The 16464-nt window shown below is 72.7% G+C and carries 14 protein-coding genes and 1 pseudogene; 11 read left to right on the plus strand and 4 right to left on the minus strand.

All coding sequences use genetic code 11. The features are described 5' to 3' along the window. Positions 1 to 324 precede the first annotated feature (324 nt). Positions 325 to 1251: an NADP-dependent oxidoreductase gene (locus ACWDYF_RS01215; RefSeq protein WP_389464415.1), complete on the minus strand. Its 927-nt coding sequence runs from the start codon at positions 1249 to 1251 to the stop codon at positions 325 to 327. 164 nt (positions 1252 to 1415) lie between these two features. On the opposite strand from ACWDYF_RS01215, the gene ACWDYF_RS01220 reads away from it, so the two are divergent. Further along, positions 1416 to 1985, plus strand: coding sequence for a TetR/AcrR family transcriptional regulator (locus ACWDYF_RS01220; RefSeq protein WP_389464413.1), 570 nt, complete (start codon positions 1416 to 1418; stop codon positions 1983 to 1985). 52 nt (positions 1986 to 2037) lie between these two features. On the opposite strand, the gene sigJ is transcribed toward ACWDYF_RS01220, so the two are convergent. Beyond that, the gene (gene sigJ, locus ACWDYF_RS01225) at positions 2038 to 2943 is read right to left on the minus strand and encodes an RNA polymerase sigma factor SigJ (RefSeq protein WP_389464411.1); all 906 of its coding nucleotides are present in this window, start codon (positions 2941 to 2943) and stop codon (positions 2038 to 2040) included. A 103-nt stretch (positions 2944 to 3046) separates the two neighbouring features. Here sigJ and ACWDYF_RS01230 point away from each other — a divergent pair, with 103 nt between their 5' ends. Beyond that, positions 3047 to 3409 (plus strand): hypothetical protein, encoded by a 363-nt coding sequence (locus tag ACWDYF_RS01230; RefSeq protein WP_018571800.1) that lies wholly within the window; start codon positions 3047 to 3049, stop codon positions 3407 to 3409. 7 nt (positions 3410 to 3416) lie between these two features. Here the strand turns inward: ACWDYF_RS01230 and ACWDYF_RS01235 are convergent, their stop codons facing one another. Further along, positions 3417 to 4355: an N-formylglutamate amidohydrolase gene (locus ACWDYF_RS01235; RefSeq protein ID WP_389464409.1), complete on the minus strand. Its 939-nt coding sequence runs from the start codon at positions 4353 to 4355 to the stop codon at positions 3417 to 3419. Between the two features lie 352 nt (positions 4356 to 4707). On the opposite strand from ACWDYF_RS01235, the gene ACWDYF_RS01240 reads away from it, so the two are divergent. The 7 genes and pseudogenes from ACWDYF_RS01240 (at position 4708) to ACWDYF_RS01270 (ending at position 13207) form a co-directional block, all read left to right on the plus strand. Beyond that, a complete protein-coding gene (locus tag ACWDYF_RS01240; protein WP_389464408.1) occupies positions 4708 to 5871 on the plus strand; it encodes an alpha-lytic protease prodomain-containing protein in 1164 nt (387 codons plus the stop codon). Between the two features lie 278 nt (positions 5872 to 6149). Then, positions 6150 to 7829: a phosphodiester glycosidase family protein gene (locus tag ACWDYF_RS01245; protein WP_389464407.1), complete on the plus strand. Its 1680-nt coding sequence runs from the start codon at positions 6150 to 6152 to the stop codon at positions 7827 to 7829. Between the two features lie 123 nt (positions 7830 to 7952). After that, positions 7953 to 8140: pseudogene (locus tag ACWDYF_RS01250) on the plus strand (hypothetical protein); the annotation flags it as partial. A 481-nt stretch (positions 8141 to 8621) separates the two neighbouring features. Further along, positions 8622 to 9938, plus strand: a complete 1317-nt coding sequence (locus ACWDYF_RS01255; protein ID WP_389464405.1) for an ABC transporter substrate-binding protein — start codon at positions 8622 to 8624, stop codon at positions 9936 to 9938. Between the two features lie 5 nt (positions 9939 to 9943). Then, complete coding sequence (locus tag ACWDYF_RS01260; RefSeq protein ID WP_381740228.1) at positions 9944 to 10951, plus strand: carbohydrate ABC transporter permease; 1008 nt, start codon at positions 9944 to 9946, stop codon at positions 10949 to 10951. 16 nt (positions 10952 to 10967) lie between these two features. Continuing rightward, entirely contained in the window at positions 10968 to 11807 is an 840-nt protein-coding gene (locus ACWDYF_RS01265; RefSeq protein WP_018571807.1) for a carbohydrate ABC transporter permease, read from the plus strand. 29 nt (positions 11808 to 11836) lie between these two features. Beyond that, complete coding sequence (locus tag ACWDYF_RS01270) at positions 11837 to 13207, plus strand: GH1 family beta-glucosidase (RefSeq protein WP_389464403.1); 1371 nt, start codon at positions 11837 to 11839, stop codon at positions 13205 to 13207. Between the two features lie 111 nt (positions 13208 to 13318). Here the strand turns inward: ACWDYF_RS01270 and ACWDYF_RS01275 are convergent, their stop codons facing one another. Further along, positions 13319 to 14134 carry an SAM-dependent methyltransferase gene (locus ACWDYF_RS01275; RefSeq protein ID WP_389464402.1) on the minus strand — a complete coding sequence of 272 codons (816 nt, stop codon included), beginning with the start codon at positions 14132 to 14134 and terminating at the stop codon, positions 13319 to 13321. A 156-nt stretch (positions 14135 to 14290) separates the two neighbouring features. On the opposite strand from ACWDYF_RS01275, the gene ACWDYF_RS01280 reads away from it, so the two are divergent. Beyond that, positions 14291 to 14824: a GNAT family N-acetyltransferase gene (locus ACWDYF_RS01280; RefSeq protein WP_389464400.1), complete on the plus strand. Its 534-nt coding sequence runs from the start codon at positions 14291 to 14293 to the stop codon at positions 14822 to 14824. A gap of 134 nt (positions 14825 to 14958) precedes the next feature. Next, complete coding sequence (locus ACWDYF_RS01285; protein WP_389464398.1) at positions 14959 to 16464, plus strand: ABC transporter substrate-binding protein; 1506 nt, start codon at positions 14959 to 14961, stop codon at positions 16462 to 16464.

Genomic DNA, 16464 nt, shown 5'->3' on the forward strand with positions numbered 1-16464 from the left:
TTTTCAACCCAGTCCGTCAAGAAGCAGCACTCAGGGGCATGTTTTCGCAGGTCAGCCAATTAAATGAGCTGGTGCCCGAGTGGAGAATTCAAGTCCCCCCTCGGACACCAGCAGAAACCCCAGTTGACCTGGGGATTTTCTGTTTCCCGGACTGCGGCGCGACAGGCCGGGTGGCGAACAGGCAGAGAGATCCCAGGCCGGACCGGGAGGATCCCAGAGCCGCCTGGCGAGTGATGCGTGTTCCCTGGTAGCCGGTGCGTCGGCATTCCTGGGCTGAGTGGGCGTGCTTCTCGACGGGCAGCCGCCCCAGGCCGCCCCAGGCCGTCACCGCACCCTGATGACGATCTTGCCGCGTGCGTGGCCCGTGGCGCTGGCGTCGTGGGCCGCGGCGGTGTCCGTGAGGGGGAAGACGGCGTGGAGGGGGACGGTGAGGTGGCCCTGGTCGGCGAGGCCGGCGGCGACGGGCAGGCCGGCCCAGCCCGGTGATGTGCCGGCCTGGGAGCGGGAGAACCGCACGCCGTGCCGCTCGGCGTCGAAGTCGGCGATGGTGACCACGCGCCGCGGGTCACCGGCGATGGCCACCAGTTGGGCGAGGGAGCCCTTGCCGGCCGCGTCGAGCACCACGTCGACGCCGCGCGGGGCCACAGGGGCGATGCGGTCGGCCAGCCCCGCTCCGTAGGTGACCGGGATGACGCCGAACTGCCTGAGGAAGCCGTGGTTGCCCTCGCTCGCGGTGCCGATCACGGTGAGGCCGCGGGCTCGGGCGAGCTGGGCGGTGAGGGTGCCGACGCCTCCGGCGGCGCCCTCGATCAGCAGCGTCATGCCGTCGGCGGCGCCCAGGGCTTCGAGTACGCGCGTGGCCGTGTCGATGTTGCCCGCGGCGCCGCCCGCCTCCTCGAAGGACCACGAGCGCGGTGTGGGCGCCCATGCCTCCAGGACGGCGTACTGGGCCGCGCCGCCGCCCTGGTCCGCGAACGGCACGAGGCCGAAGACCTCGTCCCCGACGGCGGTGCCGGTGACCCCCTCTCCCACCTCGTCGACCGTTCCGGCGGCGTCCATGCCGGGGACATGGGGGAGGGGCAGGGGGACGACGTCCCGCAGCATCCCGGAACGCAGGTACCAGTCGGCGGGGGTGACTCCGGTGGCCCGCACGGCGATGCGGACCTGACCGGGTCCGGCGTGCGGCTCCGCGATGTCCTCGACGCGGAGGACGTCGGAGCCGCCGTAGCGGTGATAGCGCACAGCAAACATGGCGATCTCCCGATGGACCTGATGGACCTGATGGACCCGATGGACTCGATGGGCCCGCGGCCCGATGGGCGGGCGGAGCTCGCGCGCTCCCTGTGCCGCGACCGTAACACTAGCCGTTAGTATTTCGGAACTGTTTCTCCTTCGGATTTGGTAGTGTCAGCGCCATGACCGTGCCGACCGGACGCCGCGAACGCAAGAAGGCGGCCACCCGCCAGAAGATCGCCGACACCGCCCTGCGGCTCTTCCTGGAGCGCGGATACGACGCGGTGGGCATCCGCGACGTCGCCGCCGAGGCCGACGTGGCCGTCACCACGCTCTTCTCCCACTTCGCCTCCAAAGAGGCCCTGGTGTTCGAGCAGGACGCCGACTTCGAGCAGCGCCTCAAGCGGGCCGTCACCGACCGCGCGCCGGACGCACCGCTGATCCCCGCACTGCGCCGCGAGGTCCATGCCATGGTCCGGCACTGCACGGCGGAGGGCTCCGCCCCGATCTACCGCATGATCGACGAGTCGCGTGCCCTGCGGGAGTACGAGGAGTCGATGCGGCTGCGGCACGCGGACTCGCTGGCGGCGGCCATCGTCGCCGATCCCGGTCTGAACCGGTCCGCGATGGCCTGCCGGACGATCGCGAGGTTCGTGATCGACGCCTATGCGCTGGCCCGCGAGGCCGCCGACCCGCAGACCGCCCTGAACGAGATCTTCCGGATGATCGAGGCCGCGTGGGAGGCCGCCTGACCGCCTGAGGGCGGGACGGGGGTGCGGCCGCTCCCGGCCGGGGGCGGGCCGTTCAGCCGCCCTCGGCCCACGGCCGCAGCTTCTCCGGGTTGCGGACGGCCCAGATCCGGGTGACGTGTCCGTCGTGGACGTCGAACGCGGCGACGGTCAGGACGACGCCCGCGCGCCGGGCCACCAGGCCGGGGGTGCCGTTGACGGAGCGTTCCAGGAGTTCGAGTCCCGGGGCCCGGTCGGCGATGGCGATCATGTACTGGGCGATGCGGGCGCCGCCCTCGACCGGGTGCAGGGCGGCACCGGCCACGCCACCGCCGTCGGCGGTCATCACGGCGGCCGGGTCGAGCAGGCCCACGAGGGCGGTGATGTCCTTCGCCTGCCACGCCTCCTTGACCTGCCGTACCGCCTCGGCCCGGCCGGCGGCCGTCGCCGACGGGCGGGCGGCGCGCACCCGGCGGCGCCCCGAGGCCGCCAGCTGCTTGCACGCCGCGGGCGTCCGGCCGACGATGCGGGCGATCTCGGCGAAGGGGTAGCGGAAGACGTCGTGCAGGACGAACGCCACCCGCTCGGCGGGCGTCATCGACTCCAGGACGACCAGGAAGGCCATGCTCACCGACTCGTCCAGGACCAACTGGTCGGCGGGGTCGGCGGAGCCGTTGCCGGGGCCGCCCCACTCGGTGCGGTCGGGCAGGGGGTCGGGCAGCCATGCGCCCACATAGCGTTCGCGCCGGACCCGCGCCGAGCCGAGCACGTCCAGGCAGACGCGGCCGGTCACCGTCGTCAGCCAGGCGCCGGGGGAGGCGATCTCCTCCTGCCTGCCCCGCGGCAGCGCGTACCAGCGTGTGTACGCCTCCTGCACGGCGTCCTCGGCCTCGGTCAGCGAACCGAGCAACCGGTAGGCCACATTGATCAGTTGGCGCCGCTCACCGGCCGCCCGGCCGATGCCCGTCCCGGCTGTCCCCATGCCCCGCCGCCTCCTCGCCTTACCTTTCGCGGGCCCGCGTCGTCGGGTTGGTGAGACCTTATCGATCTACTGCCCTCCGGGGCGGAAAAGGGGGGACCGTCACATGGCCACCCAGGCGACGGCACGACACGGCATCTCGTTCTTGCGGTTCGCGATCGCCGTGCAGACCCTGACCATCTTTCTGCAAGCGGTCTCCGCAGGACTGCTGCTGACCGCGTCCTACGGCGAGACGCTGCACAGCGTCGGCGCCCGGGTGATGTACGGGGCGTCGATGCTGTACGTCCTCGCGGCGATACTGGCGTGGAAGCCGGGCGGCGGCTCGACCCGGCCCATCTGGCAGGCGACCGGCTTCCTCGTCCTCGCCTCCGTCCAGGTCGTCCTCGGGATCGCGCACGTGCCGTCGGTCCATCTGCCCCTCGGCGTCGCGATGTTCGGGCTGAGCGTCCTGGCGCTGAGCAAGCGCTGAGCCGCTCTCAGAGCGCGCCCGCCGCGTCGACGAGCCGGGCCAGGGCCTCGCCCAGCGCCTCCACACCGGAGGCGTCGGCGGGGCCGCCCGGTTCGCTCATGTACACGTCCCGCCGGATCTCGATCATCAGCGCGGCGACCCGCCGATCGGTCCCGTAGTACTTCAGCGGTACGTACGTGCCCCGGAAGGGACTGTCGATCCCGATCCCGCCGCCCCGACCACCGTGGCCGCCGCGACCGCCGCCCCCGTCCGCCGTCCCCGGGACGTCTCCCGGCTCCGTGGATGCCGCCGATGCCGTGGGTGCCGTGGATGCCGCGGACTCCGCTGATCGCGCGCATTCCGCGAAGGCGCGCCCGGCCCGGCCCAGCAGTTCCGTGGAGGTGTGGAAACCGTCGCTGCCCAGGCAGATCGCGGGCCGCGGGCCGTCGCCGTGCAGTTCGTAGGGGAGCCGTTCGGTCGGGTACGAGTGCACGTCGATGATCACTGCCCGGCCCACGGCCGCCAGCCGTTCGGCGACCGCGTCCGTCATGGCGGCGGCGTACGGACGGAAGTACCGCTCGACGAGCGGGCGTGAGTCGTACGCCGCCGGGCGCAGCGGCGCCCCGTGCGTGGTCCGCGTGTACACCGCGCCCATGCCGACCGACAGCATCTCCTCGCGTTCGTCGGGGAACCGCTCCGGGTCGGTCACCAGGCGCGAGAGCCGGTTCACGAACCGCCAGGGCCGCACCGCGCAGCGCGCCGCCGCGGCCGCCGCGATCTCCTCGGTGTGGGCGTCGGTGATGTGGTCCAGTTCGCGGGCGAGGGCGGCGTCGTCCAGCGTGATGCCGCGCCGTACGTCCGCCGGGACGACCCGTGAGGAGTGCGGGACGTGGAGGATGACGGGGGAGCCGGGCGCGCCGGGCAGGTACGCGAAGGAGGGCCGCGCCGACGTTCCGCTGCTGTGCACTGCCGCCGCCTTCGCGTGTTCGCGTTCCCGTACGTCCGTGTGACCGGGCGTCCCCGCCTGCCGCCGTCAAGGATCGTACGCCGTACGGACCGAGCCGGTGCCGCACCGCGGAACCGGAACCCCACGCACCCCACGCACCCCACGCACCGCCCTGAACCCCCTCTCCCCGGAACACTTCCCCACCGCATCCGCATCCGTATTTGGCATGGACCTGATCTGCCTGCGCCGCTACCCTCTCCCGTGCACCACCTTTGAGAGCGCTCTCACTCCCCGCATGCCCTTCCGCTCCACCCCCACCGTCATCGGGGCGGGTGCCCCGTCGTGACCGGAACGACGAAAGGCAGCAATCCACATGAGACGCACCACAGTTCTGCGCGCCGCCCTGTCCGCGGCGCTCCTCCTGACGGTCGGCGCGGGTCTGGCCGGTGGTCAGGCGACCGCCGCCACCCCGTCGTCGGCCGGCTCGGGCGCGGCGGCCGACGCCCCCGCTTCCGCGGCCCTCGTCACCGCCCTCCAGCACGACCTGCACCTGACGAAGTCCCAGGCCACCGCACGTCTCGCCGCCGAGGCCACGGCGCGCACCGTCGAGCAGGCGGCACGCAAGGCCGCCGGACCGGCGTACGGCGGCTCGTGGTTCGACGCGCGGCGCGACACGCTGGTGGTCGCCCTCGCCGACGACACCCACCGCGCCGCCGTCGAGGCGACCGGCGCCGAGGTCACCCGTGTCCGCCACACCGAACGCCAACTGGACGCCGCGAAAGCGAAGTTGGACAAACTCAAGGCGCCCGGGGGCGTGAGCGGCTGGCACGTCGATCCGCGCTCCGGCTCGGTCGCCGTCACCGTGGTCTCCTCACACCGGGGAGACAACGATGTCAAGGCGTTCCTCGACCAGGCCCGCGCCGCCGGTCCCGTGACCGTGAGCGAGACCGCGCAGGCCCCGCGCACGCTGGCCGCCGGAACCGTGGGCGGCGACCCGTACTACACGGGCAACGTCCGCTGCTCCATCGGCTTCTCGGTGTACGGCGGCTTCGTCACCGCCGGGCACTGCGGGCATCCCAGCATGGGCGTCAACGGCTGGGACGGCTCGTACATCGGCACCTTCCAGGGCTCCTCGTTCCCCGACAACGACTACGCCTGGGTCAGCGTGGGCAGCGGCTGGTGGACGGTGCCGGTCGTCCTCGGCTGGGGCACCGTCTCCGACCAGCTGGTCCGCGGCTCGGCCGAGGCGCCCATCGGCGCGTCGATCTGCCGCTCCGGTTCCACGTCGCACTGGCACTGCGGCACCGTCCTCGCCAAGAACGAGACCGTCAACTACAGCGAGGGCGCCGTCCACCAGATGACCAAGACCAACGTCTGCGCCGAACCCGGCGACTCCGGCGGCTCCTTCATCAGCGGCGACCAGGCCCAGGGCGTCACCTCCGGCGGCTGGGGCAATTGCAGCTCGGGCGGCGAGACCTGGTACCAGCCGGTCAACGAGATCCTCGGACGCTACGGGCTGACGCTGCACACGGCGTGAGGCGCCGCCCCCCGTCCGTCGACCGGGCGCCCGTGCGCCACGAGACATGACATGACATGTGGTGCCGTACCGGCCGCACTCCGGGCCGGTACGGTACTGCGCCGGGTGCGGACGCGCATGGCCGCGACCCGGGCGGGGCAGGAAAGGGCCGTTCCGAGGGGCTGCTGCCGAATCCCCTCCCCGACGTCCTCGGTGTGCCTTTCCTTTCCGGTCCTTCCGGTTCTTACGGTTCTGTCCGGTCCTTACGGTTCTTTCCGGTTCTCTCCAGGCGGTGCGGATTGAAGAAGAGAGTGTGCGGTGCCGGTGTCGTGCTCGGTGTCCTCGTCGCGTTCGGCGCGCTGCCCGCGCAGACGTCCACGGCCGCGCCGCCCGGTACGCGGGCCGGTGCGCCGCACAGCCTGTGGGCGCTGCCGCTGGGGCCCGCCGGGCTGACCGAGACCCGTACGACGACGACCCTCCAGCCGGGCGTCACCCTGACCCGGATCGTGCGCGGCGAGGCCGATCCGGCGCTGCGCTGGACGGTCGAGGTGTCCATCCCCGGCGGGCCGGGTTCGCCGGACCCGGACGCGCCGCCGGCCGTCCTCAAGGACGAGAAGAGCGCGGGTGAACTGGCGGACGGTCTGCGGCGGGCCGGGTTCGCCGCCCGCGTGGAGCGGGTCGTGACGCCGAGCACGGCCGACTACGCGGGCGGCACGCTCGGCCGGCGGGTGCGCGTCGGCTCGTTCGGCAGCGAGTCCGCCGCGACGGCGGAACGCGCCCGCCTCAAGGCGGCCGGGTACACCGGCTCCGCCGTCTACACCGGCTGGGACGGCGACTCCTCGGCGCGCGGCCCGTGGCACGTCGACGTCCTCACCATCGACCCGCGCCGGTTCCACGGCGGCCTGCGCGCCTCCTACGGCCCCGACCTGGAGAGCCGCGAGACCACCAGCGCGCTGTCCGGCGCCGCGGGCGCGACCGCGGCGGTCAACGCCGGGTTCTTCGTCCTGGATCCCGCGGCGGGCGCCCCGGGCGACCCGGCCGGTGTGGGCATGTACGACGGACGGCTGCTGAGCGAGCCGGTCGCCGGGCGTCCCGGCCTGGTCGTCCACGGCGACGGCCGGGGGACCGAGATCACCCGGTTCACCTGGCGGGGCCGGGTCGCCGGGCAGTACGCCTCGCTGGCGCTGAGCGGCATCAACCGGGTCCCGGGCCTGATCAGGAACTGCGGCGGCAAGCCGGGCGACCTTCCTACCTCCGCGCCGCTGCACGACGTCACCTGCACCAACCCCGACGAACTCGTCGCCTTCACGGGTGACTTCGCCGGGCGGACCCCGCAGGGAGCGGGCGCCGAAGCGGTGCTGGACGCCCGAGGCCGGGTCGTCGAGGTGCGCTCGCCGCGCGGCGGACCGCTCCCGGCCGGGGGCGGCTCGGTCCAGGCGACCGGCCGGCGCGTCGCCGAACTCACCCGGCTCGCCCGCCCCGGCGAGCGCCTGCGGGTGACCACCGACCTGCTGGACCGGCGGGGGCTCCGCGTCTCCTCCTCGCCCGGCACCGCCACCGGTCACGGCACCGCCACCGGCCATGGCCACGGCACCAGCATCGTCAACGGCGGGCCCGAACTGGTCCGCGACGGCAGGCTCCACGTCACCCCCGCCACCGACGGCATGGTGCACCCCGACGATCCGAGCTGGTACTACGGGTGGGTGCACAAGCGCAACCCGCGCACCCTCGCCGGGGTGGACGCGGACGGCCGTACGGTGCTGGTCACCGCGGACGGACGCAGCACCGCCGCACTCGGACTCAGCATCACCGAGAGCGCAGCGGTCGCCAGGGCGCTCGGGCTGCGCGACGCGGTCAACCTCGACGGCGGCGGCTCGACCACGATGGCCGTCGGCGGCACCGTACTCAACGATCCCTCGGACGCCACCGGCGAACGGCCCGTGGGGGACGCCCTGTTGATCCTGCCGCGCCGGGACTGACCGCTCCCGCTCCCGCGCACCCGGCCGTCCGCCGGGTGCGGGGTGGGCGCCGGAAGCGTCCTCGTACGGGAATCGCGCCGCCCTTCTCCGGGCCATCCCGAAAGGCCATGGGCGGTGCGCGGCACCGAGAACCCCCTCACGGCCGCGCTGCGTGAGCCGACCCGTACCGGCGGCGGAGCCGTCGTGCTGTGCGGCTCCGCCTGCCGCAACCGGGGGATCGGGCCCCTGCTCGACGCCGTCGCCGCGTGTCTGCCGTACGGGGCACGGACGACGGCGCGGAGCAGGCGCGGGCGGCCGACCCACAGGCGCCGCGCCGACCGACAGCGCCATGCAGGTGAAGGACTCCCCGGAGGCGTCCTTCCGCACGGCGGGGCGAAGGGGCAGGAAGCGGCGGAAGGGCGCGCCGCCAGGGCCGCAGGCCCGCCCGCACCCCCCGCTTCAGGAAGTGAACACCGGTCCTGCCCGGCCCCTTCTCCCCACTTCCCGCCGGGAGTTGACCGCATCCCCGCCGCGCGGCACGCACCCACCCCCCCGAGGGGCCGCCGATATCCAACCGTTGTACTGACCCCGTAGGCCCTCGCGCCGCAGGTCAGCCGGGTGGGCCGGGCGCCTGTCCCCGGACGCGCCGGTCCGCATCGGCCCCGCGTGCCGATTCGCTGCTGCCGGATCCCTTGACGAACCTTTCCGGGAGGGTTTAACTCACGTCCTAAATTAAGCCCTGAGGTAGTCGTTCGGAAGTCGAACGGAGGACGCCCTCGGGCCTCGACTCCCGGAAAGGGACACCCAGGAGCCATGCGCAGCATCCGAGCCGCGGCCGTAGGCGCCGTCACCCTGTCTCTCGCCCTTGCCGCCTCGGCCTGCGGAGGCGGTTCGTCGACGGGCGGCGGGTCCAACGACTCGCCCAAGACGCTGACGTACTGGGCCTCCAACCAGGGCGCCAGCATCGAGGTCGACAAGAAGGTCCTCCAGCCCGAACTCGACAAGTTCGAGAAGCAGACGGGCATCAAGGTGAAGCTGGAGGTCGTGCCCTGGTCGGACCTGCTGAACCGGATCCTGACCGCGACCACCTCCGGACAGGGACCCGACGTCCTCAACATCGGCAACACCTGGAGCGCCTCCCTCCAGGCGACCGGCGCGCTGCTGCCGTGGGACGACGAGAACTTCGCCAAGATCGGCGGCAAGGACCGCTTCGTCGGCTCCGCGCTCGGCTCGACCGGCGTCCAGGGCAAGGACCCGGCGGCCGTGCCGCTGTACTCGCTGGCCTACGCCCTCTACTACAACAAGCAGATCTTCGCCGACGCCGGTATCGCCAAGCCGCCCGCCACCTGGGACGAACTGGTCGCCGACGGACAGAAGATCCAGGCCAAGGGCAAGCAGGTGCTCGGTGCCGAGGGCTCCAACGTGTCGGAGAACATCCACCACGTCTTCGTCTTCGCCAAGCAGCACGGCGCCGACTTCTTCACCGCCGACGGCAAGCCGGACTTCACCGGCGACGGGGTCGTCGCGGCCGTCAAGCAGTACGTCGACCTGATGGCGAAGGACAAGGCCATCCCGCCGGGCGACGCCGAGTACGCGCAGAACCAGTCGGTCAGCGACTTCGCCAAGGGCCGGACCGCCATGCTGCTGTGGCAGACGGCCTCCGCCAACCTCAAGTCCCAGGGAATGAGCGAGGACGCCTACGGGGTCGCGCCCGTGCCCGTGCGGTCCGGCACCCCGGGCACCGGCACCCAGGTCAACTCGATGGTCGCCGGCATCAACGTCGCCGTCTTCAAGAACACCCACAACCTCGACGGCGCCGCGCAGTTCGTGAAGTTCCTGACCGGCGACGAGGAGCAGAAGATCCTCAACAAGGCGTACAGCTCCATCCCGCCGGTCAAGTCGGCCCAGTCGGACCCGGCGTTCAGCACCACGGCCAACGCGGTGCTCAAGAACACCCTCGCCACCAGCGCCGCCGCCCTGCCCCAGGTGGCCGCCGAGTCCCAGTTCGAGACGACGGTCGGCACGGCCGTCAAGGAGCTGTTCGCCGACGCGGCGGCCGGCCGCGTGGTGACCACCGACTCGGTCAGGGCCAAGCTCCAGAAGGCCCAGCAGCAGATGCCGGCGAAGTGAGCACGATGACCACGACCACCGTCTCCGGCGACCCGGGCGCGCCCACCGCCGCGCCCGGGAAGTCCCCCGGCGCGGCGGCGCCCGGCCCGCGCCGCCGCGCCGGGTGGATCCGCCGGGTCACCCTGCCCTATCTGCTCCTGCTGCCCGCGCTCGTCCTCGAACTCCTGGTCCACCTGGTGCCGATGGTCATCGGCATCGTCATGAGCTTCAAACAGCTCACCCAGTTCTACATCCGCGACTGGGGCACCGCCCCCTGGTCCGGCTTCGACAACTACAAGGTGTCGGTGGACTTCGACGCCCCCATCGGCGAGGCGCTGCTCCACTCCTTCGCCGTCACCGTCGCCTTCACCCTGCTCTCGGTCGGCCTGTGCTGGCTGATCGGCACCGCCGCGGCGATCTGCATGCAGGACACCTTCCGCGGCCGGGGCCTGCTGCGCGCGCTGTTCCTGGTGCCGTACGCGCTGCCGGTCTACGCGGCCGTCATCACCTGGGTGTTCATGTTCCAGCACGACAACGGCCTGGTGAACCACGTCCTGCACGACCAGCTGCACCTGACCGACAAGCCGTCCTTCTGGCTCATCGGCGACAACAGCTTCGTCGCCCTGCTGGTCGTGTCGGTGTGGAAGGGCTGGCCGTTCGCCTTCCTCATCGTCATGGCCGGACTCCAGAACATCCCCAAGGAGCTGTACGAGGCGGCGGCGCTGGACGGCGCGGGCCAGTGGCAGCAGCTGCGCCGGATCACCCTGCCCTCGCTGCGCCCGGTCAACCAGGTGCTGGTGCTGGTGCTGTTCCTGTGGACGTTCAACGACTTCAACACGCCGTACGTGCTGTTCGGGCGGGCCGCCCCGGAGGCCGCCGACCTCATCTCGGTCCACATCTACCAGGCGTCCTTCGTCAGCTGGGACTTCGGCACCGGCTCGGCCATGTCCGTACTGCTGCTGCTCTTCCTGCTGGTCGTCACCGGCACCTATCTGGCGATCACCTCACGCGGACGGAAGGCGGCCGATGTCTGACATCCCCCGGTCCCCGATGGCGCCGCCCCGCTCCTTCACCTGGTCGCGGCGCGTCTTCCTGACCCTGCTGACCGGCTTCGTCCTGGTGCCGGTCTACGTGATGGTCTCCAGCTCGCTCAAACCGCTCGCGGACGTCACCGGGAAGTTCCGCTGGCTGCCCAGCGGGCTGACCTTCCGCCCGTACATCGACATCTGGTCGACCGTGCCGCTCGCGAAGTACTTCGTGAACTCGCTGGTGGTGGCCGGTGCCGCGACGGTCTGCTCGGTGGTGATCGCGGTCTTCGCGGCGTACGCCGTCAGCCGCTACGCCTTCCACGGCAAGCGCGTCTTCACGGTCACCGTGCTGTCCACGCAGATGTTCCCGGGCATCCTCTTCCTGCTGCCGCTGTTCCTCCTGTACGTCAACATCGGCAATGCCACCGGCATCGCCCTGTTCGGCTCGCGCGGCGGTCTGATCCTCACCTATCTCACCTTCTCGCTGCCGTTCTCGATCTGGATGCTCATCGGGTACTTCGACTCGGTGCCGCGCGACCTGGACGAGGCGGCCCTGGTGGACGGCTGCGGCCCGCTCGGCGCGCTCTTCCGTGTCGTCGTCCCGGCCGCGATCCCCGGCATCGTCGCCGTCGCCGTCTACGCCTTCATGACCGCCTGGGGCGAGGTGCTGTTCGCCTCCGTCATGACCAACGACACCACCCGCACACTCGCCGTGGGCCTCCAGGGCTACTCCACGCAGAACAACGTCTACTGGAACCAGATCATGGCCGCCTCGCTCGTCGTGAGCGTCCCGGTGGTCGCCGGGTTCCTGCTCCTCCAGCGCTATCTCGTCGCCGGACTGACGGCGGGAGCCGTCAAGTGACCGGCCACCGTCCTACCGAAAGGGCTTCCGTGTCCGACGCCATCGACCTCGCCGCGCTCCCGCACGACTTCCTGTGGGGCACGGCCACCTCGGCCTACCAGATCGAGGGCGCCGTCGCCGAGGACGGCCGCTCGCCGTCCATCTGGGACACCTTCTCGCACACCCCCGGGAAGGTCGACAACGACGACCACGGCGATGTCGCCTGCGACCACTACCACCGCTGGCGCGAGGACGTCGACCTGATGCGCCGGCTGGGCACGAACGCCTACCGGCTCTCCGTCGCCTGGCCGCGCGTCGTGCCCGGCGGCGACGGCCCGGTCAACGCCAAGGGGCTCGCCTTCTACGACGAGCTGGTCGACGCCCTGCTGGAGGCGGGCATCACGCCGTCCGTCACCCTCTACCACTGGGACCTGCCGCAGGTCCTCCAGGACCGCGGCGGCTGGCCCGAGCGCGCCACCGCCGAGCACTTCGCGGCGTACGCGGGCGTGGTCGCCGACCGCCTCGGCGACCGCGTCACGCACTGGACCACGCTGAACGAGCCCTCCTGCTCCGCCTGGATCGGTCATCTGGAGGGCAGGATGGCGCCCGGTCTGACCGATCTGACGGCGGCCGTCCGCGCCTCCTACCACCTGCTCCTCGGGCACGGTCTGGCCGCGCAGGCGGTCCGCGCCGCCGCACCGGACGCGCGCATCGGCATCGTCAACAACCTCTCCACCGTCTTCCCCGCCAGCGACCGGCCCGAGGACCTGGCCGCCGCCCGCCGCCACGACGGGCACGTCAACCGCTGGTGGCTCGACCCGGTGCACGGCCGCGGCTTCCCCGCCGACATGCGCGAGGTCTACGGCGTCGAGCTGCCCGAGCGCCCCGGCGACGCGGAGACCATCGCCGCCCCGCTGGACTGGGTCGGGCTGAACTACTACTTCCCGGCGACGGTCGCCGACGACCCGGACGGGCCGGTGCCGTACGCCCGCGCCGTGCGCCTGCCCGACGTGCCGCGCACCGGCATGGACTGGGAGATCGACGCGAGCGGCATCGAGACGCTGCTGCTGCGCCTCACCGACGAGTACGGCGCCCGCAAGATCCATGTCACCGAGAACGGCTCGTCGTTCCCGGACACGGTCGGCCCGGACGGCACCGTCGACGACACCGGGCGCCAGGACTACCTGGTGCGGCATCTGGCCGCCTGCGCCGCCGCCGCCCGCAAGGGCGCCCCGCTGGCGGGCTACTTCGCCTGGTCGCTGCTGGACAACTTCGAGTGGGCGTACGGCTACGACAAGCGCTTCGGCCTCGTCCACGTCGACTACCGGACCCAGGTCCGCACGGTCAAGGGCAGCGGCCACCGGTACGCGGAGATCGTCCGGGCGCACCGGGAAGGGGGCGGGGGCCGCAGGGCGGCGTAGCGGCGCACCGGTGCGACGGGGAGGGGCCGGGGGCGCACCGGTGGACGCGGCGCGGGGGGCCGTGTCCGCCGGGGTGTGCGCCGCGGTCCGCCGGGCCGCTCAGCGGTCCTTTCAGCGGTCCTTGCGGGCCACCGCCCCGTAGATGCCGATCGGCGGCGTGCCGGGCTGCGGCGCCTCGTCGGGGCGCCAGTCGGTGACCTTGACCAGGCCCGGTTCGACCAGGGTGAAGTCGCCGAAGAAGTCCAGCACGCGGGCGTGCGGGCGCAGGTTCAGGGAGGCGGTGGCGCGCCGGTAGACGGCCGCCGCGTCCTCCCGCCGGTCCTCGTGGATGTCGCCGGTGGCGTGCGAGAGGACCAGGTAGGAGCCGACGGGCAGCGCGTCGCGCAGGGTGGCGAGGACGGTGTCGGGGTCGTCGGCGTCCGCGAGGAAGTGCACGACGGCCACCAGCAGCAGCGCCACCGGTGCGCCGAAGTCGATGACCCGGCGCACCTCGGGGTGGTCCAGCAGAGCCTGCGGCTCGCGCAGGTCGGCCAGGACCACCGAGGTGCCGGTGCCGTCCAGCAGGGCCATCGAGTGGGTGCTGACGATCGGGTCGTTGTCGACGTACGCGATCCGTGTGCCCGGGGCGATGCCGTGCGCGATCTGGTGCACATTGGGCTCGGTGGGCAGGCCGGTGCCCACGTCGAGGATCTGCCGCACCCCGCCCTCGGCGACGACGTGCCGGACGGCGCGGTGCATGAAGTGCCGGTTGGCGAGGACACCGGTGCGCACCTCGGGGGCCGCCTTCATGAACTGCTCGGCGGCCTCCTGGTCGACCGGGTAGTTGTCCTTCCCGCCCAGGAAGTAGTCGTACATCCGTGCGGGATGCGGCTTGCTGGTGTCTATCTCGTGCGCGGGGGCGCCGCCGCCGCTGCTCGGGGAGGTCATCGCTGCCTGGCTCCGTCCTGGACTCACGTCCCGCCACCACCTGCACCGTGGTGAGTGACTGTCAGAACATCATCTTGGCACGCCGTGGCCGGTGTCCGTGCCTGTCCGCCCCTGCCCCCTGCGTTCCGCTCGTCCCTTAATGCATATGATGTGCAGGTGCGTGACTACCTCATCCGGCCCGCGGCCCCCGGCGACGTCGACGGCGCCCGAGCGGTGATGCTCGACACCGTGTACCGCGACTTCGGCACCGGCTACGTGCCCCGCTGGCACGGCGACATCGTCGACCCGGCCGCCGCCTATCTCGCCCCCGCCCGGCACACCCTGCTGGTCGCGGTCGACGAGGCCACCGGCGAGGTCGTCGCCACCGCCGCGCTCGACGCGCGCGGGCCCGCGCACCCGCCCAACCCGCGCCACCTCGCCGAACGCTATCCCTCCGGCGAGACCGCGCAGCTGCGCCGCGTCTACGTCCGTCCCGGGCACCGCAGGCGCGGCCTGGCCCGGCGGCTCGTCGGGGAGCTGCTCGCCTTCGCCGCCGCCGACGGCGGCTACCGCTCCGTCTATCTGCACACCGACCCCGCCGTGCCCGGCGCCGAGGCGTTCTGGCGTTCGCTCGGCAAGGCCGTGCACGACGAGCGCCAGGACCCGGGCGGCGGCCAGGGCATCGTGCACTTCGAGGTCCCGCTGGTGTGACGCCCGCTGCCCGCTGCCCGGCTGCCCCGCAGTCGGGCGGCCGTGGCCTGCGAGGCCGGGAGCGGGGGATTGATGGAAACCATTTTCATGTAGCCTGTCGGCTCAGCGCCCAGACAAGATCCAGAACGAGGACCATGCCCCACCGTCGCCCCCGGCTGCTCGCCGCCCTCCTGCTGGCCCCCCTCCTGTCCGCCTGCTTCGCCTCCGGCGGCGGCGAAGCGCAGGGCGGGTCCGCCGACACCGCGGCCGGGTCCCGCCTGCGGGTCGCCCTCGCCTTCCCGCCCGCCGAGAACCTCTCGCCCTACGGCGCGGACGCCACCATCCTCAGCAGGCTCGGTGTCACCGAGGGCCTGACCGCGCTCGACGCCAACGGCGCCGCCGCCCCCGCGCTCGCCCAGTCCTGGCGCCGCCAGGACGAGCACACCTGGCTGTTCACCCTGCGCGAGGCCACCTTCCAGGACGGGACCGACGTCACCGCCGCCGCCGTCGCCGCCTCCCTGACCCACGCCACCCGGGCCAAGCCCGCCCCCGCCGCCCTGTCCGGCGTCACCGTCGGCGTCAAGGCGGAGGGCGCCCGCACCCTGCGCGTCAGCACCGGCTCCTCCGACCCCGTGCTGCCGCTGCGGCTGTCCAGCCCGAGCCTCGCCGTGCTCTCCGCCAAGGCGTACGCCGCCAGGAACGGCCGGGTGAACCCGGTCGGCACCGGCACCGGGCCCTTCACGCTGGCCGAGGTCGAGGGCAGCACCTCCGCCCGGCTCGACCGGTTCGACGACTACTGGGGCGGCCGCGCCCAGTCCGCCGGGATCGACGCCCGCTTCATCGCCGACGGCACCGCGCGCGCCAACGCGCTGCGCACCGGCCAGGCCGACATCGCCGAGGCCGTCCCCGTCGCCCAGGCCGCCACCCTGGAGGCGGCCACCCGCCGCGAGACCGCCACCACCCGCACCACGAGCCTGCTCCTCAACAGCGCCGCCGGACCCTTCAAGGACCCGAAGCTGCGCGCCGCCGCCCGCGCCGCCGTGGACCCCGCCGCCCTGGCGCGCGGCGTCTACGAGAACCACGCCGACGCCGGTGCCGGGATCTACGGCCCCGCCGTCACCTGGGCCGCGGGCAAGCGCACACCGCCGGTGGGCAGGGCGGCGGCCGGCGCACCGCACGGCGCCTCCGTCACCCTCGCCACCTACGACAACCGCCCCGAGCTGCCCGAGGCCGCCCAGGTGCTCAAGCAGCAGCTGGAGAAGGCCGGGTTCAAGGTCGAACTGGTCGTACGGGAGTACTCACGGCTGGAGACCGACGCGCTCGCGGGCAGGTTCGACGGCGTCGTCCTCGCCCGCAACACCCTCGTCGACACCGGGGACCCCGTCGCCGTGCTCGCCAGCGACTACACCTGCAAGGGCGGCTACAACCTGGCGCGGCTGTGCGACCGGGCCGTGGACGAGGCCGTGGCCGACGCCGAGGGCGTCGGTGAGAACGGCAGGCGCCAGGACGCCGCGATGGCCGCCGAGGCGCGCATCCTCGGCACCGACGCCGTGGTCCCGCTGGTCCACCAGCGCGTCATCACCGGCGTCGGCACCTCGGTCAAGGGCGTCCTCCTCGACCCGTACGAGCGCGTCCTCGTCGGCACCGGCACCCGCCGCTGA

This window comes from Streptomyces sp. NPDC003284 (genome assembly GCF_053589675.1).

What these genes read in the sequence shown, in the direction of transcription:
- ACWDYF_RS01260 (WP_381740228.1), top strand. Translation starts at nt 9,944, where the DNA reads ATGACCACGACCACCGTCTCCGGCGACCCGGGCGCGCCCACCGCCGCG.
- ACWDYF_RS01275 (WP_389464402.1), bottom strand. Translation starts at nt 14,134, where the DNA reads ATGACCTCCCCGAGCAGCGGCGGCGGCGCCCCCGCGCACGAGATAGAC.
- ACWDYF_RS01240 (WP_389464408.1), top strand. Translation starts at nt 4,708, where the DNA reads ATGAGACGCACCACAGTTCTGCGCGCCGCCCTGTCCGCGGCGCTCCTC.
- ACWDYF_RS01230 (WP_018571800.1), top strand. Translation starts at nt 3,047, where the DNA reads ATGGCCACCCAGGCGACGGCACGACACGGCATCTCGTTCTTGCGGTTC.
- ACWDYF_RS01265 (WP_018571807.1), top strand. Translation starts at nt 10,968, where the DNA reads ATGGCGCCGCCCCGCTCCTTCACCTGGTCGCGGCGCGTCTTCCTGACC.
- ACWDYF_RS01285 (WP_389464398.1), top strand. Translation starts at nt 14,959, where the DNA reads ATGCCCCACCGTCGCCCCCGGCTGCTCGCCGCCCTCCTGCTGGCCCCC.
- sigJ (WP_389464411.1), bottom strand. Translation starts at nt 2,943, where the DNA reads ATGGGGACAGCCGGGACGGGCATCGGCCGGGCGGCCGGTGAGCGGCGC.
- ACWDYF_RS01215 (WP_389464415.1), bottom strand. Translation starts at nt 1,251, where the DNA reads ATGTTTGCTGTGCGCTATCACCGCTACGGCGGCTCCGACGTCCTCCGC.
- ACWDYF_RS01255 (WP_389464405.1), top strand. Translation starts at nt 8,622, where the DNA reads ATGCGCAGCATCCGAGCCGCGGCCGTAGGCGCCGTCACCCTGTCTCTC.
- ACWDYF_RS01220 (WP_389464413.1), top strand. Translation starts at nt 1,416, where the DNA reads ATGACCGTGCCGACCGGACGCCGCGAACGCAAGAAGGCGGCCACCCGC.